Annotated in this window: 16 protein-coding genes; 3 read left to right on the forward strand and 13 right to left on the reverse strand. The window is 44.3% G+C overall.

Annotation, left to right across the window (positions count from 1 at the left end; translation table 11 throughout):
* Positions 1-225 precede the first annotated feature (225 nt).
* Positions 226-897 (reverse strand): PolC-type DNA polymerase III, encoded by a 672-nt coding sequence (locus tag LZF95_RS11610; RefSeq protein ID WP_233755168.1) that lies wholly within the window; start codon positions 895-897, stop codon positions 226-228.
* Entirely contained in the window at positions 894-2,840 is a 1,947-nt protein-coding gene (locus tag LZF95_RS11615; RefSeq protein ID WP_233755315.1) for a DUF294 nucleotidyltransferase-like domain-containing protein, read from the reverse strand. Before LZF95_RS11615 ends, LZF95_RS11610 begins: the two co-directional genes overlap by 4 nt.
* 124 nt (positions 2,841-2,964) lie before the next feature.
* Between LZF95_RS11615 and LZF95_RS11620 the strand changes: the two genes are divergently transcribed.
* The gene (locus LZF95_RS11620) at positions 2,965-3,138 is read left to right on the forward strand and encodes a hypothetical protein (protein ID WP_233755169.1); all 174 of its coding nucleotides are present in this window, start codon (positions 2,965-2,967) and stop codon (positions 3,136-3,138) included.
* Positions 3,139-3,192: 54 nt separating this feature from the next.
* Here the strand turns inward: LZF95_RS11620 and acs are convergent, their stop codons facing one another.
* The 5 genes from acs to LZF95_RS11645 form a co-directional block, all read right to left on the reverse strand.
* A complete protein-coding gene (acs, locus tag LZF95_RS11625) occupies positions 3,193-5,085 on the reverse strand; it encodes an acetate--CoA ligase (protein ID WP_233755170.1) in 1,893 nt (630 codons plus the stop codon).
* Between the two features lie 48 nt (positions 5,086-5,133).
* Positions 5,134-6,819 (reverse strand): sodium:solute symporter family protein, encoded by a 1,686-nt coding sequence (locus tag LZF95_RS11630; protein ID WP_233755171.1) that lies wholly within the window; start codon positions 6,817-6,819, stop codon positions 5,134-5,136.
* 19 nt (positions 6,820-6,838) lie between these two features.
* Positions 6,839-7,102, reverse strand: a complete 264-nt coding sequence (locus LZF95_RS11635; protein ID WP_233755172.1) for a DUF4212 domain-containing protein — start codon at positions 7,100-7,102, stop codon at positions 6,839-6,841.
* Positions 7,103-7,270: 168 nt separating this feature from the next.
* Complete coding sequence (locus tag LZF95_RS11640; RefSeq protein ID WP_233755173.1) at positions 7,271-8,026, reverse strand: ZIP family metal transporter; 756 nt, start codon at positions 8,024-8,026, stop codon at positions 7,271-7,273.
* 88 nt (positions 8,027-8,114) lie between these two features.
* Complete coding sequence (locus tag LZF95_RS11645) at positions 8,115-9,182, reverse strand: FAD:protein FMN transferase (protein ID WP_233755174.1); 1,068 nt, start codon at positions 9,180-9,182, stop codon at positions 8,115-8,117.
* A gap of 121 nt (positions 9,183-9,303) precedes the next feature.
* Here LZF95_RS11645 and ruvB point away from each other — a divergent pair, with 121 nt between their 5' ends.
* Positions 9,304-10,338 (forward strand): Holliday junction branch migration DNA helicase RuvB, encoded by a 1,035-nt coding sequence (gene ruvB, locus LZF95_RS11650; protein WP_233755175.1) that lies wholly within the window; start codon positions 9,304-9,306, stop codon positions 10,336-10,338.
* Positions 10,339-10,463: 125 nt separating this feature from the next.
* Here the strand turns inward: ruvB and LZF95_RS11655 are convergent, their stop codons facing one another.
* From LZF95_RS11655 to dapF, 5 genes are all read right to left on the reverse strand, one after another.
* A complete protein-coding gene (locus LZF95_RS11655; RefSeq protein ID WP_233755176.1) occupies positions 10,464-11,231 on the reverse strand; it encodes a S1/P1 nuclease in 768 nt (255 codons plus the stop codon).
* Between the two features lie 64 nt (positions 11,232-11,295).
* Positions 11,296-12,486: a M20 family metallopeptidase gene (locus tag LZF95_RS11660; RefSeq protein ID WP_233755177.1), complete on the reverse strand. Its 1,191-nt coding sequence runs from the start codon at positions 12,484-12,486 to the stop codon at positions 11,296-11,298.
* A complete protein-coding gene (locus LZF95_RS11665) occupies positions 12,467-13,015 on the reverse strand; it encodes a hypothetical protein (RefSeq protein WP_233755178.1) in 549 nt (182 codons plus the stop codon). Before LZF95_RS11665 ends, LZF95_RS11660 begins: the two co-directional genes overlap by 20 nt.
* Positions 13,016-13,022: 7 nt before the next feature.
* Positions 13,023-16,403 carry a preprotein translocase subunit SecA gene (gene secA, locus LZF95_RS11670; protein WP_233755179.1) on the reverse strand — a complete coding sequence of 1,127 codons (3,381 nt, stop codon included), beginning with the start codon at positions 16,401-16,403 and terminating at the stop codon, positions 13,023-13,025.
* A gap of 102 nt (positions 16,404-16,505) precedes the next feature.
* Positions 16,506-17,279 (reverse strand): diaminopimelate epimerase, encoded by a 774-nt coding sequence (gene dapF, locus LZF95_RS11675; protein ID WP_233755180.1) that lies wholly within the window; start codon positions 17,277-17,279, stop codon positions 16,506-16,508.
* Between the two features lie 269 nt (positions 17,280-17,548).
* On the opposite strand from dapF, the gene LZF95_RS11680 reads away from it, so the two are divergent.
* On the forward strand, positions 17,549-18,019 hold the full coding sequence (locus tag LZF95_RS11680) for a nucleoside triphosphate pyrophosphohydrolase family protein (protein ID WP_233755181.1): 471 nt from the start codon (positions 17,549-17,551) through the stop codon (positions 18,017-18,019).
* Here the strand turns inward: LZF95_RS11680 and LZF95_RS11685 are convergent.
* Positions 18,003-18,872, reverse strand: a complete 870-nt coding sequence (locus tag LZF95_RS11685; RefSeq protein ID WP_233755182.1) for a mechanosensitive ion channel family protein — start codon at positions 18,870-18,872, stop codon at positions 18,003-18,005. The genes LZF95_RS11680 and LZF95_RS11685 overlap by 17 nt on opposite strands.
* Positions 18,873-19,061 lie beyond the last annotated feature (189 nt).

Below are 19,061 nucleotides of genomic sequence, written 5' to 3' on the forward strand. Positions count from 1 at the left end.
CGGACAAACATGTCTAAAAGTAATCAAAAACACCCCCAGGACACCCAAAACGACAAGTCTAAAATACTAAAACACTGTTTGTCAGTTAATTATAATGAAATGGGACTGACGACTGTCGAAGTCAGGAAAAAGTTGAAACCCAAAAAACTTGGCTTCTAGGCAATCTCTCTGTTATGACGATGGTCAGGTCTTTCAAGTGGATAAAAATCACTCCTTAGAATAACCTCAGCGAATGAGCTGGCCATAAGTATTTACTCCTTTAGCCTCTGCGATTTTAAGTAATTTCAAAAAAAGTAAAGCAGTTAGCAGGGCATCTCCAGTGGCAGTATGTCTATCATCTAAGGGAATCTGAAATCTATCGCATAACGCCTCCAAACTGTAATTATTTGTCTGAATATGATTTGGGTTGGCATTTGGCCCATGGTCTAAACGTATCGTAAAACTCATCGTGTCAATAACAGGATTATGAAATTGGCTTAACCCAAAAGGACTAGCCATCTGCTGAAGCATACCAAGATCAAATCCTACATGATGCCCGACAATAATAGAGTTGGAAAGATAAGTAAGCACCTGCCTGATAAACTGTGAGGTTGGAAGCTGGGGACTACGCTCGACCAACCCATGAATCAAAGGAGATTGGTTGAGGTTTTTGGAGGATTCAGGATACCACTCCACTGCAGACTTTACCAGAATACACTCATTGAAAATCTTCACTGCACCGAAGGAAAGTACTGAGTCGGTTTTGACGTCCAGACCCGTGGTCTCAGTATCTAGGACAACAAACTCAAGCTGGCCGATTGTCCGTATAGAGGGAATAGTGACTTCATTTTTTGAGAGGTATTCCTTGACAAAATCAGAGGATGTGTTTTTTGATTTGGAAAATGGCCACCAGCTCATTGCCCAAAAGTTTCTAGCTGAAAACGTACCTTCACAATATCCTGCAGCTCATCGATGGGCACAAACGTGTTTTTCAGTAATTGTCGCTGAAGCTTTCCGAGGGATTCCGGTTTGATGAATCTCCCATCATTGTCATATTTCATTCCCTCTATGGCTCTGATACGGATGAGGATTTCAAATGCTTTAGCTGCCTGACTGAACAATTCCTTGTAATTGGGCTCCAATTCTCCAAGTCGCTCGAATCGCTTGAAGGTATTATTGATGCCGATTATCCCATGGCTTAAGGTCAGCAGCCTCGCCAAATCCACTAGTGGCCGTATAGCTCTGGCTTTGATATCAAATTGATCTCTATGTTCCCCGGACTTTTCCACCACAAAATTCCTGAAAAACCCGAGAGGAGGGGGGGTGGACAAGGTATTTTGCGCCAGAAAATTAAGAAAAACAGGCTTTTTTCGTAAAGAATCATAGATAAACAAACTTAATTCTTCTGAGAGACTTTTGCTTCCACTTACAGCCCTGAAATCAAAAAATATGGAGGCGGAAAGCAAGGCCTCCTGGGTAGGCGTGAGAATCCAATCGGCAAAATATTGCTGCCATCGGGCCAATGGCTGTACCCATTTGGGGTTGCTGGCCATGATATCCCCGGGACATGGCGCAAAGCCGCATGCAATCAATACTTCAACTACCTTGGCACCCAATTTTAGAAAGTACTGGGCTGCCCGTTCCTTCATTGCCCCCTCCACATTTTCATACACGAGCGCATTGTCCTGATCCGTACGGAGTAATTGTTCTTCACGCCCCTCACTTCCCAAAGTCAGAAAGCAGTAGCGTATAGACTGCATTTGTGGATATTCTTTTTCAAGTGATTCTTCCGCGATCTTAATTGCCCGCTGTATGATCACATCGTTGATTTCGGTCATGACAGAAGCCACGAAATCCATGGCCACCTCATTTTCCAAATAATACGCCAGCATCTTGCTTGCGCGGTTTCTGATGGCGCTGATCTCCTTTACATCCTGGGTATTCAGTAATCCATGAATAAGTACGGCGGGACTATTGCCCATAGATACCAGCACGTCATGATCCGATAGAATACCACAAACCTTCGTCTGATCAGTCCCATCTTCAGTGAGGACGAGATGATGAAGCCTGTTTTTGATCATGGTAAGGTAGAGATCGGAAAAGTTGGCATTTTTCTTACGGGTGACTACCGGAGAAGTCATCACCTTACTGACTGAAGTGGAAAGTGGGAGAGCCTTGGCTATGACATTGAAACGGAGATCCTTATCAGTAATAATCCCAATCGGACAGGAATATTCATCTACGATCACTATGCTGCTTACATCTGCCTGTACCATCAGTTGTGCAGCTTCCTGTACAGAATGGGATGGATCGCAAGTGAGGACATTATACGATATTTTCACTTCGGACTGATCCGAAAAAATAAGCAAGGAATTGTCCCTGGTCTCATTCTTCAGAACCCCTCTGGCTTTTTGCCCTTGTGACAAATCCTGGCGCACCACGACCTGCCCTGAGGCAAATCCAGCCGCAAAATACAACGCCACTCTGCTATTGTCCTTTAAGATCTCTTCAAAGACCTGTACCGGAATAGCATAAATCAGGCTGTCCTGGTTAATCTTGGCATTAAGCACATACGGTCGCTTACCCAACAGTGCCAATACTCCGAAAACATCACCTTCATCCAAATATTCCTTGATCTCTTCTTCTGCTGTGTGGCTCTCTGTAAGATGTATTTCCCCTTCCTTCAGTATAAAGAAATGGGGACATGGGGGATCGCCTTGTCTGAAAAGTGTTTCTCCTTTAATCAAAAACTGGATCTCCACTGCACTGGATATTTTTTCCAATTCCGCTTGCCCTAAAAAAGAGAAAGGTGGAAATCGCTTGAGAAACTCAGCTACTCTGTTGACTACTACATTGGCCATTTGGTGGTGGAGAATCAGATTATCAATGACATACGTATTAATTTCTTTGAGAAATACTGACAATATGGCTATTTTTCTGTACAGGCTAGGCTTTTGAAGCCGACAAAGCAAAGCCATAAAAACCATGAAGTTCACAACCCAATTTCTGCGCTATCTCAAACGCCTAACGTGGGCTTTGATAGTAGCCTTTATGGTCGGAGTCCACAATTTTTATAAACAGGAAATGGACTCCCCAGATTCTATCGTTTCTTCTATCCAGATGGATGAAGAAGAGGAAGATTCCACTCCAAAAGATTAATGAAAAAGAGCCAAGATCTAGGTGTCTTGATTCTAAGATCTTGGCTCTTTTTATCTACTTTTTACCTTCAATAATCTTCGTCACCACGTCCGGGTCAAGCAAGGTGCTGGTATCACCCATATTGTCCAGTGATCCCTCCGCCACTTTACGCAAGATTCTCCGCATAATTTTTCCTGATCTTGTTTTCGGTAATCCCGGCACCAATTGGATTTTATCAGGCTTGGCTATAGGGCCGATAATTTTGGAAACCATTTCCTTGATCTCGTTGATCAGGTTATCCTCAGTTCTGTTAGTCAAGTCAGCTATGACATACGCATAGATTCCCTGCCCCTTCACCTCATGTGGATAGCCAACTACTGCGGATTCTATCACCTTGGGGTGTTCATTGATTGCATTTTCTACCTCAGCTGTCCCCATTCTATGCCCAGAAACATTGATCACGTCATCTACTCGGCCAAGGATTCTATAATACCCATCATGGTCCCGCTTCACACCATCTCCTGTAAAGTACATTCCCTTATACGTGGAGAAATACGTTTGCTTGCAACGCTCGTGATCTCCGTAGGTGGTACGGATCATACTAGGCCAAGGAAATTTAATGCAAAGATTGCCCTCCACAGAGTTTCCGGTAAGCTCGTTCCCTTCAGTATCCACGATGCACAGCTGCACTCCGGGAAGAGGCAAAGTCGCATAAGCTGGCTTGGTGGGAGTGATTCCGGCAATTGGTGAGACCATAATTCCGCCTGTTTCTGTCTGCCACCAAGTATCTACGATCGGGCACCTATTCTTGCCGATATGGGTATGATACCAGTGCCAGGCTTCTTCGTTGATCGGTTCACCTACAGAACCCAAGACTTTCAAAGAGCTTAAGTCATATTTTTGGATAGGGTCTGTTCCATAAGCCTGAAGCGCGCGTATGGCGGTAGGTGCGGTATAGAACACGTTTACTTTGTGTTTTTGCACCACATCCCAGAACCTGCCGGCATCAGGGAAAGTAGGAACTCCCTCAAACATCAGCGTGGTGGCTCCGGCCAAAAGTGGTCCATAGACAATGTATGAATGTCCGGTGATCCAGCCCACATCAGCTGTACACCAATATACATCCCCTTCGGAATATTGGAAAACATTATCGAAGGAATATTGGGAATACACCATGTATCCTCCTATGGTATGGACGACCCCTTTGGGTTTGCCAGTGGAGCCAGATGTATAAAGTATGAAAAGCATGTCCTCGCTGTCCATCTCTTCGGCTATGTATTCATTTGGGGATTCAGCGATCACCTCATGCCACCAGAAATCACGTCCTGCTTTCATAGTCACCTCCTGCTTTGTCCGCTCATAGACAATGACCGTTTCCACAGAACTTTTTTCCAATGCTTCATCCACTACAGCTTTCACCGCAATTTTCTTGCTGCCTCGGAAATTGCCATCGGAAGTCAATATGGCTTTTGCTTCGCAATCATTCACCCGATCAGCCAAAGCAGAGCTGGAAAACCCTGCAAAAACCACAGAGTGGATGGCGCCGATCCTGGCACAGGCAAGCATGGCAATTGCCGCTTCAGGTACCATCGGCATATAGATGATTACCTTATCCCCTTTAGTTATGCCTTTACTTTTTAAGGCATTTGCAAAGCGGTTTACTTCATGGAATAACTCCCTGTAAGTAAGGGTTCTTCCTTCTTCTTGTGGGTCATTGGGTTCCCAGATGATGGCAGGACGGTCACCAATGGTAAACAGGTGACGCTCAAATATATTTTCGGTGATGTTGAGTTTACCATCCACAAACCACTTCACATTCGGTTCTTCGAAATTCCACCTCAACACCTTAGACCAGCGCTTCCTCCAGTGAAATGAATCTGCGATTCTTGCCCAGAATTCTTCCGGTTGGGTTACGCTTTTTTGGTATTCGTAGAGATAGCCGCTAAGGGTATGTATTCTGTCACTCATGGTAATCTTTGGTTTATTGATTTCAATATTGGAGATAATCCCCCTAATTTAATGATCATGTGCTTTTCCAGCACCACGTGGGATCCTAATTTCCTGCACCATGTCCTGGACCGCCTGTGGCGGAGCCGGTGTGAATCTGGAGACCGTTATACAAACGATGAAATTAAGGATCATTCCTATGGATCCTATACCTTCAGGCGAAACACCAAACCACCAGTATTCCGGAATATTCATGTCCGGACTGATGAATTTGAAGAAAATAATGTATCCAATCGTAAAGACCAAGCCCGTAATCATACCTGAAATCGCCCCTTCTTTATTGACTCTGGATGAGAATATTCCCATGATGATCACAGGAAAAAAAGATGCCGCAGCCAATCCGAAGGCAAATGCGACCACCTGGGCCACAAAACCCGGAGGATTTACACCAAAATAGCCCGCTAGCAAAACAGCCCCTGCCGCAGCAAACCGGGCTATTCTCAACTCCTTTTTCTCCGAAATGCCGGGTCTGAAAGTTTTAAATAAATCTCTGGAAACCGAAGTGGAAATCACCAACAGCAAACCTGCAGCGGTAGAAAGTGCAGCAGCCATAGCTCCTGCGGCCACCAATCCTACCACCCAATTGGGAAGCTGGGCTATCTCAGGACTTGCCAATACCATGATATCCCTATCTATACTCAATTCGTTGGCTTCAGGATCGGCTACATACTGGATCTTTCCATCCCCATTTTTATCATCCACTTTAATCAAGTCAGTTTTCTGCCAGGTGCTGATCCACTCCGGTAGATCAGAAATACTTTTTTCAGAAGTGGAGTCAATAGTATTATAGATGCCAAAAGCAGCAATCGCAGGTGCTGTGGTATATAAGATTGCTATAAATACCAATGCGTAACCCGCCGACAGCCTGGCGTCTTTCACCCTGGGTACAGTGAAAAAGCGGACTATCACATGGGGCAATCCCGCAGTACCCACCATCAAGGCCAACGTAATCATAAACATATCCGTGATGCTTTTTCTTCCTGATGTATATGCCGCAAAGCCCAACTCTGTGAGTACTCCGTCCAGTTTATCCAACAGCGGTGTGCCATCAGCGACAACCCCTCCCAGACCTAATTGAGGTACAGGATTCCCGGTTAATTGCATGGAAATAAAAATAGCCGGAACCATGTAAGCGAAGATCAATACGCAATACTGCGCCACTTGGGTGTAGGTAATGCCTTTCATTCCTCCGAGTACAGCATAGAAAAACACAATACACATCCCTATCACCACTCCCCACTCGATCGGCACTTCCAAATACCGGGAAAAAACTATTCCCACGCCGCGCATTTGTCCCGCTACGTAGGTGAAAGAGATGAATAAGGCACAGATTACCGCCACCACTTTCGCCGTGTTGGAATAGTACCGGTCTCCCACGAAATCCGGGACGGTGAATTTCCCGAATTTTCTCAGATATGGAGCTAGAAGTAGCGCCAGAAGAACATAGCCTCCTGTCCAGCCCATGAGATATACGGAGCCATCATAGCCTGCGAAGGAAATGATCCCCGCCATGGAGATAAAAGATGCCGCAGACATCCAGTCTGCGGCGGTGGCCATGCCATTTGCCAGTGGGGACACTCCTCCTCCCGCCACATAAAATTCCTTAGTGGATCCGGCACGTGACCAGATAGCAATACCGATATATATTGCAAATGTAACTCCTACCAATAGGTAGGTCCAGGTAAGTATTTCCATAATTTTCTAGCTTAAAAAGTTACTCCTCATCCACATCAAATTCCCGATCCAGTCTATTCATCCGAACGACATAGACAAAAATCAAAATCACAAAGGCGTAAATAGAACCCTGCTGGGCAAACCAAAAACCGAGCTTAAATCCCCCAAGCCGGATTTCATTCAGCGGATCTACCAAGAGGATACCAAACCCGAATGAGACTACAAACCATACGGTAAGCAGCATAAAAAGTACTTGTAGGTTTTTACGCCAGTAGGCTTTCATTTTTTCTTTTTGGGTAGGCATATCTTGGGGTTAAGGCTGAGAAATTGAAATTACGCCATAAGCTAGCGATAGCATCTGTAGGAATGCAAGCTGTTTGCTGTGAAATATTAGAAATTTTAGCGCAAGCCCCAAAAAAACAAGTTTCTATTGGAAAAAGAGAACTAGCATGTAAGAAGATTGCTGCCAGTATCAATTCATAAAAAACTCAGACAGAATGGCCAGGCCGGCAGCAAAAAAACTTACCAGCAATTTGTTTAGCTGAAACTTGTGGTGTGGACTGCTTTCAAAGAAAATCGTAGTGGAAATATGCAAAAAACCACCGGCTACCAAGCCATATAAAATGCCGATTCCCTGCTTTTCCAGAATACCACTTTCAAATAAAAAGGAGCTGGACATCATCCCAAGTGGAGAGGCCAAGGCAAAAAGTGTCAATAAAATTAAAGTGGTCTTTTTGCTCAAAGCACTAGATAAAACCGCCACAAGGGCAAAAGCAGCCGGACCTTTATGAAGAAGAATTCCCAGTAAGACTGTTGTGCTGTTGTGCACATGCCCCAGTGCATGCTCGCCTTCATCCATCAATTCTCCATGGGAAAGTAAAGTGCCTTCCAGAAAAGCATGGATAAACAAGCCCAACATAACTGTGACCATTGCCTTGCTCCCTTGATGCTCGTGGGCATGGATGTGGCCATGCTCAATTCCACTGGACCAAAACTCCAGTAACTGCTGAAGAAGAAAGCCTATCAGAATATAAAACCCCATCTGCTTGGTATCAAATCCACTGTCGAACAATTCTGGAAGTATGTGTAGAATGGTAATGGAGAATAAATACGATCCCGCAAACACCAATACCAGCCGAAAGTATTTTTCTCTGAAATCGGGGGCAAAAAAAACCAAAGACCCTGCGATCATGGCGGTAAGAAAAAGAAGTAAAAATTTGAAATCCATTGCTCTAAATCGCTTTTCTTTTTTCCGGAAAAGTAGAATTATACTAACCCTGACAAAGGTAATATAATTCAATACTGTTGCATTTAAATTAATTCTCCTGCAAAAAAGATAAATATGGCTTTAAGCTCTCACTTGCAAATGTTTTATAACCACCATTCCCGTCATCAAAAATCAGAAAAACATCGATTTCGCTAAGTACGGAATCCAGAGCAAGTGCCTTATCTTTTCCCATGACCATCATGGCCGTGGCATATGCATCAGCCAGAATGCAACTCTCAGCCAATACAGTAGCACTGAGGAGGGAGTGGTTTACCGGATATCCGGTCGCCGGATTGATCGTATGTGAAATCTTCACAGAATCCCTCATATAAAAGTTACGATAATTGCCGGAAGTAGCCATTCCGCGGTTTTGAAGCGCGATAATACTGATCAATTCGGCTGCATTGGCCGATTCCTCTGGCTTATTTACACCAACCTTCCATAGTTCTCCTTTTTCATTTAAGCCATTGGCTACCAGCTCCCCACCTATTTCCACTAAGAAATCAGTGATTCCTTTACTTTTCAAAAAATCAGCGACTACATCCGACCCGTAGCCTTTGGCTATAGCGGAAAAATCCAAATAGATGCCCGGACTCTTTTTACGAAGTTGCTTTTGATCAAAATCAATCTTGTCAAAACCCACGCTGGCCAACATAAGTTTGATGTCCACACTGTCTTTCAGTTCTGGACCCGTGGGCCCAAATCCCCAAATATTAACCAAAGGCCCTACTGTAGGATCAAATGCCCCATTCGTGTTTTCATAGACTGTTCTGGAGGTCTCCAGAACTGGCAGTAGAAATGGGAGATTAAAATCAATCGTATCCCCCTGATTGAATTTACTCAGTTCGGAATCCGGGATATAAGTGGAAAGACTTTGGTTGAACACATGCAAAAGGGAATCTATAGCCGGCTGAAGGTCGCGGTTTTCTTCATCGAGATAGGTTACATTATAGGTTGTTCCCATTGTTTGCCCCGCCAGGTATATTTTTCCCGGTACCACCTGTGTGTCGGCAATCTTAATCTCCGTGGTATCCCGATTTCTCCACAAGTAAACCAAAATGATGGCAGTCAATAGGACTACAGAATAAATTATGTTTTTACGTGCATTTCGACGCATGGTGAAAAGATTTTGAGAGCGAATTTAAGGCTTATTTTCCAGTTTAGCAGGGGAAGGGATGATTCATAATTTCGGGCAAGGCATCCGTATTTTTCTATATTTGTGGGCGTACAGATATACTATGAGAGAAGATTATTTAAGTGGGGAAGACGAAAGTCTAAGCCCGAAGGACAGAGATTTCGAAAAAGCTTTACGCCCACTGAGCTTTGAGGATTTTACAGGTCAATTTAAGATCGTGGAAAATCTACGTGTATTTGTGCTTGCCGCAAAGAGACGGAACGAGCCTTTGGACCATGTGTTGTTGCATGGTCCTCCAGGTTTGGGCAAAACTACCCTTAGCCACATTATAGCCAATGAGCTCCAGGCCGGTATTAAGATCACCTCTGGGCCTGTGCTGGATAAGCCTTCTGATCTGGCCGGATTACTGACCAACCTAGACGAAGGAGATGTGCTGTTTATTGATGAGATCCACCGGCTAAACCCTATTGTGGAAGAGTATCTGTATTCCGCTATGGAAGACTTCCGCATTGATATTATGCTGGACTCAGGCCCCAATGCCAGGTCTGTTCAGATTTCTCTGAGTCCATTTACTCTGATAGGTGCTACCACACGGTCCGGATTGCTTACTTCTCCGCTGCGGGCAAGGTTTGGGATCAATTCCAGACTGGAGTATTATGATGCTAAATTGCTGACGGATATAGTGAGCCGGTCTGCAGGTATTTTACAGACTCCGATCGACGAAGTAGCTGCTTACGAAATCGCCAGAAGGAGCCGGGGCACACCCAGAATTGCCAATATGCTGTTGCGCCGGACAAGGGATTTTGCACAGGTAAAAGGAAATGGTACCATTACCCTGGATATCGCCAAAATCGCACTGGATGCACTGGATGTAGATGTGAATGGTCTGGATGAAATGGACAACAGAATCCTGCTGACCATCATAGAAAAATTCAAAGGAGGTCCAGTGGGTCTCAGCACTATCGCCACTGCCTGTGGCGAAGAAGCAGAGACAATAGAGGAAGTGTATGAGCCGTTCTTGATTCAGGAAGGCTATCTGAAAAGAACCGCCAGGGGAAGAATGGCGACGGAACTCGCCTACAAGCACCTAAAAATCAAACCTGCCCAAGGAATGGGAGGGTTGTTTGAGGGAATATAAAAATTTTAAGCCATTTATATCCAATAACAAATTGAATTCACAAAGGTTAGACTTAGTAACAAACTAATGGCACCTTAAACAAAAACCCGTTGGGCTATGAAAAACCAACGGCACTTTTTATCCTTTTACCCGTAAATCTCCTCCAGAATCTGCGCCAACCGTACACTCGCAGCAATAAGTCTCTCTTCTAACAATTTTGAATTTTCGTAGCCATAAGCATAGGATATTTTCTTGTTTTCTGGCAGCATATAGATAGCTGGTCTGGCCGCTACAGCTTCAGCTAGCCAATCCTGCATAGTACCCGAGCGGTATTTACTGATTGTTTTTTTATCTATCCTTCTTAAAAGCTCATCACCGATTTCAGTATAGCTCATAGATTTACCATCCAGCATCCCACTATCCCAAACGGCGTGAAGATTAGTGGATTTTCCAAAGTACTGTACCTTCACATCGTTGCCTCCCTTGTCCTCTCCTGTGCCCACATGCAGCGGCTGATGGATATCCTCCACCAAGTGGATAAGCATTTTCAGCATTTCGGTTTCTTTCTGAGATTCGAGGTTCCCGGCCTTCAGTTCACTCTTGATACGATTGATTTCTACATAAATATTACCACCTTTTTCTTGGATTGATTCGTCATATTCACCGCTTTTGCTGGTCATGTAATGCCAGGAATAGGCATAATCATAGGCATGGTCCGATTTGATATCATCCATCCAAGTTCCACTTCTGGCTATGGACATAGGATAAAGCACCTTTTCCACTTTTTTCCGAACAGACTTTTTCAGCTGTTTATCTGCCATGTACCCTATCAGATAGTGGCCTAGTTGACCCCAGGCAAAAGATTGGGTGACTAATAGAAAAACAAGTATTGAAGTGGATAGAAGTTTTTTCATGATAGGTGACATCTAGTAAAGAGGGAATTTACCGGAAAAGAGTCAAAGAGGCGTTACGACAAAATTATCCTTCTTGGAGTTCAGAGATTGCCAAAAATGCCATGAGCCCTGATCCAATTTCCAGCGCATCTTCATCTATATCGAAAGTGGGTGTATGAACCCCAGAGGTAATTCCTTTGGCTTCATTTCTGGTACCCAATCTATAGAAGCAGCCGGCGACTTCCTGAGAATAGAAAGCAAAATCCTCTGCCGCCATCCAGATGTCCAGGTCAAGCACATTCTCTTCTCCCAGATAGGCTATTGCTGCCTGATGGGACCGTTCGGTCAGCTCTGGGTCATTTTTCAAAAAGGGATAGCCCTTTTTGATCTCAAAATCCACTTCTCCACCCATTCCTTCTACTATCCCTTTAGCAATTGAAAGCATTTTTTCATGTGCTTTTGCTCTCCAAGCTTCGTCTAACGTGCGGAATGTACCTTGTATCTTCACTTCATTAGGAATCACATTAGTGGCTCCCAATGCCTCCACTCTTCCAAAGGAAAGCACAGAAGGGATCTTCGGACTGGCAGCTCTGCTGACCACCTGCTGCAATGCCACAATCATATGGGATGCGATCAAAACAGGATCAATCAACGTCTCAGGCATAGCCGCATGACCGCCTTTGCCTTTTACTGTCACGTAGAGTTCATCAGCACTGGCCATATAGATTCCGGGACGGAAGCCCACTTTGCCCACTTCAATAAAGGGCATCACGTGCTGACCAATAATTCCGTTAGGCCGGGGATTTTCTAAAATTTTATCCGCAATCATGAGAGAAGCCCCACCGGGTGCTACTTCTTCCCCGGGCTGAAAGACCAGCTTTATTGTACCTTCAAATTCATCCCTGATTTCATGCAGAATTTTCGCAGCTCCCAATAAAGACGCTGTATGCACATCATGGCCGCAGGCATGCATAATGCCAGGTTTTGTGGACTTGTAGGGAACATCATTTGCCTCAATTATAGGTAAAGCGTCCATATCCGCCCGAAGTGCTATTACCCGCTTTTCAGGGTTTTTCCCTTCTATCAGTACTGCCCATCCAGTGTCGGCTTTTGACTCAATATGTGAGATTCCTATTTCTTGGAGTTTTTCCTTTACAAACTTTGCGGTGTTGTATTCTTGAAAAGACAGTTCCGGATTGGCGTGAAGGTGGCGACGGTTTGCAATTACTTCTTGTTTATAGGCTTTAGCCAGAGCTTTAATTTTGTCCTTCAGCATTTTCTTGGTTGAGTTCATTTAGCGTCTTGAATTCTTCCCGCTGAAAACGATCTTGAATTATCCTCGCGGTAGGGAATTCTGTTTTGACTTGGGCGAAGCTTTTTTGAGCTTCAATTTTATGTGCGAATTTCCCGACCTTCACCAGGTATCTAGGCTGCTGGTATTGCATCTCTGGCACCAAATCAGGAAAGTTTGCCACAAGATCATCACGGGTTTTAAAGGCTTTTGTACGGTCAATTCCTGAATACACCAATACAGAGTATCCACTGAAATAAGGCTCAGACTTATTCTTACTGAGTAAGCTTTCCTGTATTTGATCCAACTGCCCATCAATCGCCTCTGTGGACTCTGGGTATTCTCCCAAGGAGGGTTTTGAATTCATCTGTGCCCGGTAATCTGGATATTCCGGAAGAGAAGGTTCCAGATTTTCTTGATACCTAGCGTAATTAGATGCTGATGCAGAGGTTTTGCCTGTGGATTTACATCCAGCAAATAATAGTAAAAATCCTAAAACCCAGAAAATTCTCATGTCTCCTTTAATTATCGATGATTACACATTTTCCCTCCTGCACATCCTGTTCCACACTTTTATATTTCACATCAGTTTTGGTGGTGCCATTGGTGTATTGCACAGAGACTTTATCATTTCTTCCATACACCTTATCTGATTTTCTAGGAGCTACGACCTGAGGAGTAGGTCGTCCGGCATTGGCCGCGGCTGCAGCGGCACGGTTAGCGCCAGGGTTCAGGGTGCTTCCCACATCTGCTTTTGAAGCCTGCACCTTCGCTTCCGCTGCTCTTTGAGGAGCGGCCGCATGTACTTGATTAGGATCTTGCTTAGGCAGGTCTGCTCTGGTCAAGAATGATGTCATGTCCTCATTCAACTTGCCTATAAAGCGCTTGAACATCTCAAAGGCCTCAAACTTGTAAATGAGTAGGGGATCTTTTTGCTCATAGACGGCATTTTGAACCGACTGTTTCAGATCATCCATATCACGGAGATGCTCTTTCCAGTTTTGATCAATTATCGCAAGGGATACATTTTTCTCAATAGCCCTCACCAGTTCCCTGCCGCCTGTGTTTACGGTATTTTCAAGATTTACAACTACCCCGATTTGCTTGATTCCATCAGAGATGGGAACCATAATATCTTTTACGGTAGCGCCTCTTTCTTCCTGAACCCGCTTAAAGATCGGTAGAGCAGTGCTCATCATTTGCTCACTTTTTTTCTGATAAGCTTCGAATGCTATGGTATATAACTCCTGGGTCAACTGGCCTGCATCCTTTGATTTGAGATCATTTTCCGTAATGTTATGATCTACGCCTAAGGTGGTAAAGACATTCATTCTAAAGTCTTCTGCATCGCCATTGGACTTGCCTATATCTACGAGACCTTCACAGACATCATACATAATATTAAGGATGTCCAGTTCCAGCCTTTCTCCTTTAAGCGCGTTTCTCCGTCTCTTATATACTACCTCACGCTGGGAGTTCATCACATCATCGTATTCAAGCAGTCTCTTTCTGGTTCCAAAGTTGTTTTCCTCTACTTTACGCTGGGCCCGTTCGATCGACTTGGAAATCATGCTATGCTGTATGACTTCGCCTTCTTCCAGCCCCATCCTGTCCATCAACTTGGCTATACGATCAGAGCCAAAAAGACGCATCAGACTATCCTCCAATGAAACAAAGAACTGGGAAGACCCCACATCTCCCTGCCGTCCTGATCTACCACGGAGCTGTCTGTCCACACGTCTGGATTCATGACGCTCAGTACCAATGATAGCCAAACCTCCGGCTTTTCTGGCTTCCGGGGTCAATTTAATATCCGTGCCACGACCCGCCATGTTGGTAGCAATAGTTACAGTACCCGCCTGACCCGCAATAGCAACTACATCAGCTTCCTTTGCATGCTGCTTTGCGTTCAGTACCTGGTGCGGAATCTTCTTTAGGGTCAACATCCTGCTCAGTACTTCGGAGATTTCCACAGAGGTGGTACCCACCAGTACAGGTCGTCCCGCAGCTACCAGCTCATTGATTTCATCACCAACGGCATTGAACTTTTCACGGACAGTCTTATAAACTTTGTCGTCCCGATCTTCTCTAATAATCGGCTTATTGGTAGGGATGACCACTACATCCAATTTGTAGATTTCCCAGAATTCCCCGGCTTCAGTCTCTGCCGTACCGGTCATACCAGCCAGCTTGTGGTACATTCTGAAGTAGTTTTGCAGTGTAATGGTAGCGTAGGTTTGGGTAGCATCTTCCACTTTCACGTTTTCCTTGGCCTCAATCGCCTGGTGCAACCCATCTGAGTAGCGACGGCCTTCCATCACACGCCCGGTCTGCTCATCCACGATCTTCACTTTACCATCTACCAGAATATATTCTGTATCCCGCTCAAACATGCAGTAGGCTTTGAGGAGTTGATTGACAGTATGGATGCGTTGGGCTTTTACGCTATAATCTTTGATCGCTTCTTCTTTTCGAACCAGTTTTTCGGTGTCGGAAATACCTTCTTCTTTTTCCAGATCTGCAATCACGACTCCTATGTCTGGAAGAATGAAAAACTCTGTGTTTTCATTCTTAGTAGTCATCGTCTCGATGCCTCGGTCTGTCAGATCGACTACGTTTGTTTTTTCATCAATTGTAAACAAAAGCGGCTCATCTGCCTCAGGCATTTGTCGTTTGTTATCCTGCAGGTAGTAGTTTTCCGTTTTCTGAAGAATCACGCGGATTCCTGGTTCAGAAAGATATTTGATCAAAGGCTTGTACTTTGGCATTCCGCGGAATGCCCTAAAAAGTGCCAACCCGCCTTCTTTCTCATTGCCGTCAGCGATCATTTTTTTGGCAGAGCTAAGGAAGCCTTGGATCAATTTGCGTTGCTCATCCACTAGCGTTGAGACTCTTGGCTTCATTTCATCAAACTCATGCACATCGCCCTTGGGCACAGGCCCGGATATGATCAGAGGAGTTCTTGCATCATCAATCAGCACAGAATCGACCTCATCTATCATAGCAAAATGGTGCTTACCTTGGACTAGGTCTCCGGCTTCGCGGGCCATGTTGTCCCTCAGGTAATCAAACCCGAACTCGTTATTGGTTCCGTAAACTATATCGGACGCATAAGCTCGCTTTCTACCCTCAGAATTTGGCTGAAACTTATCTATGCAATTCACCGATAATCCGTGAAATTCAAAAAGCGGCGCATTCCATTCGGAATCACGCTTGGCCAGGTAATCATTGACCGTAACGATATGCACTCCTCTTCCGGCAAGGGCATTTAGATATGCCGGTAGGGTAGATACCAAGGTTTTACCTTCCCCGGTGGCCATTTCGGCAATTTTTCCTTTGTGGAGCACCATACCACCGATCAGCTGTACATCGTAATGGACCATGTCCCAGACCACTTCAGTACCCGCTGCCATCCATTTGTTGTGCCAGATCGCTTCATCGCCCTGGATTTCCACGTTCGGCTTGTTGGCGGCCAGTTCACGATCACGGTCAGAGGCCTGTACCACAAGCTTTCCATTCTCCTTAAAACGTCTTGCTGTTTCTTTTACTACAGCAAATGCCTTTGGCAAAACCTTTTCCAAGACTACCTCCAAGGCCACATTCCGGTCTTTCTCTATCTGCTCTATCTGGTTGAAAAGCTGGTCTTTTTCATGAATCGCCTTCACTGGCAACTCCTCCACCTTTGATCTTATGGCGCTGATCTTATCATCAATCTCCTTTAGGTGGGCGTTGATTTCTGCTTTGATTTCCGCAGTTTTAGACCTCAGTTCATCATCACTGGCATTCTTCAGCTCAGAAAAGACCTCGTTGATCTGTTTGACTAAGGGGAGAAGTTCTTTTATATCTCGGTCGGACTTGGTTCCAAATACTTTTGCAAGTCCTTTTGCTATAATATCTAACATGCTAGCTTTTTGTGATTCTCTATATAGGGCTTCAAAATTAAGCCCTTTTTGTTATAATTGATAATAAAACCAGTTCATCGGAGCAGAACTCTTCTTGGTTGGTTAAACGCTTATTTTTCCTCTGTAAACCTGCTCAGCTGGCCCTATAAGCCATATTTCTTTATAGGTTCCGTCTAATTCGGCTTTAAACTCTACGGCCAAATCACCACCAAGGGTTTTTATTTTGATCAATGCTACAGGTCGGTCTTTACCAAACGTGATTGCGGCCGCAGTCACGCCGGTGCCGCAAGAAAGTGTCTCATTTTCCACGCCTCTTTCATAAGTACGGACGAAGATCTCATCATCCGTGAGTTTTTGCACAAAATTGACATTTGTGCCGGATGGCGCATACATCTGGTCATATCTCACCTTCTTTCCTTCTTCAAAAACGGAATAGCCTGCTACATCATCGACAAATCGGATGTGATGTGGTGAACCTGTGTTGACAAAAGAATCGCCCTCTTTCTCTTCTATTCCTGCTACATCCCCCATCAGCAGATGCACAAGACCATCTTTCAACACAGCTTCATGTACCCCATCTATGGCAAGGAATTTCGTTCTCTCTTCCAGAATGCCTAGGAAGGCTGAAAAAGCCACCGCACACCTTGCTCCGTTGCCACACATACTCTGGCTTCCGTCGGCATTGAAATAGATCATTTCAAAATCATAAACCTTATGATTTCTAATCAATATTAACCCGTCAGCACCTATACCAAACTTTCTATCACATAGCCTGCTGATCAGTTTTAAATCCGTCTCGTCAAACTTTGCGGCACGGTCATCGATCATGATGAAGTCATTGCCGGTTCCCTGATATTTGTAGAATGAAATTTCCATTGAAAGTTAAAGTGTATTTCTGGACAAAAACCCATCCAAGCGGTTGTGGAAATACAAACATATACATCTTGTCGCAAAATCAGACGTATTGTCTGATTCTCAAATTAAAAACCGCCAGAAATTGATTCGAATTTAGTTAATACCACGGTGATAATATGAAAAGGAAACCAATGAATTGATAAAGCAAGTAGCAGAATTTTAGTAAAACAGAGCCAAAATCCAGTCTTTTTCATTTATTTCAACCTTTCATTTATTCCAATTATTATCTTATGCAAGATCCAAAATCGCTGACTTCTGTTGCCCTATTTCACGAAACCTTCAAGCACCCGGTATTGCCTTCCCCTGCCATCCCGGAGAAAGTAAGGTGCGATCTACGTGTTTCTCTTCTGGCCGAAGAGCTGAAAGAACTCCAAGAAGCCATTGTGAATAATGATTTGGTAGAAGTAGCCGATGCACTATGCGATTTGCAGTACGTATTATCCGGTGCGATACTGGAATTTGGTTTAGGAGAAAAATTCAAAACACTTTTCGATGAAGTGCAGCGGTCAAATATGAGCAAAGCCTGCAAAACCGAAGATGAGGCAAAAGCTACCGTGGCCCATTACAATGCAAAGGGCACTGAATGCTTCTATGAAAAAGAAGGGGATGTATTTTTGGTATTCAGGGAAGGGGATAGAAAAACACTCAAGTCAGTCAATTATTCTCCGGCAGATCTGACAAGCATTATAGAAGGGAACTAGGGATTGAGGATTTAAAATCCTTTCCCTGATAATTCTTCAGTTCCACCACATGTGCCGGCATATTAAAGCCGGCCTTTTCCAAGGTAGTCAGTACCTTCAAAATAGCCTGTGTCTTCACTTCAGGATCAGAAATGGTCCGTTGGAAAGTGTTGACCCAAAAAGTTACTTGGACATTGAGGGTACTCTCTGCCAACTCCATCACCCAAACCCCCGGGACTTTCGGGCTTTCCAAGACTCCCGGCACTTGAAGTATGGTTTTTCTAATCAAGTCTATCGCTGCCTGATAGTCCGACCCATAGTCCAGTCCGATAATAAAGTCATAGCGCAGAAACCCATCAATAGTAAAGTTGATCAGAGGATTTTTGATTATCACGGCATTTGGAATAAAAACATCCTTGCCATCCCCTGTTTTGATCTGAGTATCCCTAAGATTAAGTGTAAGTACCTTCCCCTTTAGCCCATTAATATCCACAATATCGCCCACCCTAAAGGGACGCTTAAATGCTAAGATTATCCCCGCCAGGAAGTTTTCCCCAATATCCTTCAGCGCAAAACCAATAATAAAAGCAGAAATCCCTGCCCCGGCAAGCATACCTGAGATCACCCCATTCAAGCCTATTATCCTAAAAACGACAAGCAAGCCTGCTAATATCACCAAAGTCCCGAATATTCCTGCGAGAAAGTCAGCAAGGAGATGGTCGTCCATACGCTTAATCAGACGGTTTCGTAACAAATTCCTTGATTTGCGGGCTAAGAATAAAAATGCTAAAAAAACAGCCAGTGCTATTCCGGCAATAATCAACCATTGCTGTAGAATAGACCACTCCAGAGAGAAATGTTCGAATAACTTCATCCTGTTTAAAATACAAAAAAAGTGCAAAATGTGGACAGCTCGGCATTACATTCCCTTAATGTAAGACTGAATTCTCTAATAATACAACACCTGTGAACTCAACACAGATCAACCCCAAAAGCTTGGGATGTATTCGGTACCGCTCTGTGGAAAATTGGTTTATCCGCTTTTTATTCCCCTAACATCGTC

This window comes from Algoriphagus sp. AGSA1 (assembly GCF_021390545.1).
In the GTDB taxonomy this organism is placed as follows: Bacteria; Bacteroidota; Bacteroidia; order Cytophagales; family Cyclobacteriaceae; genus Algoriphagus.

Excerpts from the sequence above, each read along its gene's own strand:
- LZF95_RS11610 (WP_233755168.1), bottom strand. The coding sequence starts at position 897 with ATGAGCTGGTGGCCATTTTCCAAATCAAAAAACACATCCTCTGATTTT.
- LZF95_RS11615 (WP_233755315.1), bottom strand. The coding sequence starts at position 2,840 with ATGGCCAATGTAGTAGTCAACAGAGTAGCTGAGTTTCTCAAGCGATTT.
- LZF95_RS11620 (WP_233755169.1), top strand. The coding sequence starts at position 2,965 with ATGAAGTTCACAACCCAATTTCTGCGCTATCTCAAACGCCTAACGTGG.
- acs (WP_233755170.1), bottom strand. The coding sequence starts at position 5,085 with ATGAGTGACAGAATACATACCCTTAGCGGCTATCTCTACGAATACCAA.
- LZF95_RS11630 (WP_233755171.1), bottom strand. The coding sequence starts at position 6,819 with ATGGAAATACTTACCTGGACCTACCTATTGGTAGGAGTTACATTTGCA.
- LZF95_RS11635 (WP_233755172.1), bottom strand. The coding sequence starts at position 7,102 with ATGCCTACCCAAAAAGAAAAAATGAAAGCCTACTGGCGTAAAAACCTA.
- LZF95_RS11640 (WP_233755173.1), bottom strand. The coding sequence starts at position 8,026 with ATGGATTTCAAATTTTTACTTCTTTTTCTTACCGCCATGATCGCAGGG.
- LZF95_RS11645 (WP_233755174.1), bottom strand. The coding sequence starts at position 9,182 with ATGCGTCGAAATGCACGTAAAAACATAATTTATTCTGTAGTCCTATTG.
- ruvB (WP_233755175.1), top strand. The coding sequence starts at position 9,304 with ATGAGAGAAGATTATTTAAGTGGGGAAGACGAAAGTCTAAGCCCGAAG.
- LZF95_RS11655 (WP_233755176.1), bottom strand. The coding sequence starts at position 11,231 with ATGAAAAAACTTCTATCCACTTCAATACTTGTTTTTCTATTAGTCACC.
- LZF95_RS11660 (WP_233755177.1), bottom strand. The coding sequence starts at position 12,486 with ATGCTGAAGGACAAAATTAAAGCTCTGGCTAAAGCCTATAAACAAGAA.
- LZF95_RS11665 (WP_233755178.1), bottom strand. The coding sequence starts at position 13,015 with ATGAGAATTTTCTGGGTTTTAGGATTTTTACTATTATTTGCTGGATGT.
- secA (WP_233755179.1), bottom strand. The coding sequence starts at position 16,403 with ATGTTAGATATTATAGCAAAAGGACTTGCAAAAGTATTTGGAACCAAG.
- dapF (WP_233755180.1), bottom strand. The coding sequence starts at position 17,279 with ATGGAAATTTCATTCTACAAATATCAGGGAACCGGCAATGACTTCATC.
- LZF95_RS11680 (WP_233755181.1), top strand. The coding sequence starts at position 17,549 with ATGCAAGATCCAAAATCGCTGACTTCTGTTGCCCTATTTCACGAAACC.
- LZF95_RS11685 (WP_233755182.1), bottom strand. The coding sequence starts at position 18,872 with ATGAAGTTATTCGAACATTTCTCTCTGGAGTGGTCTATTCTACAGCAA.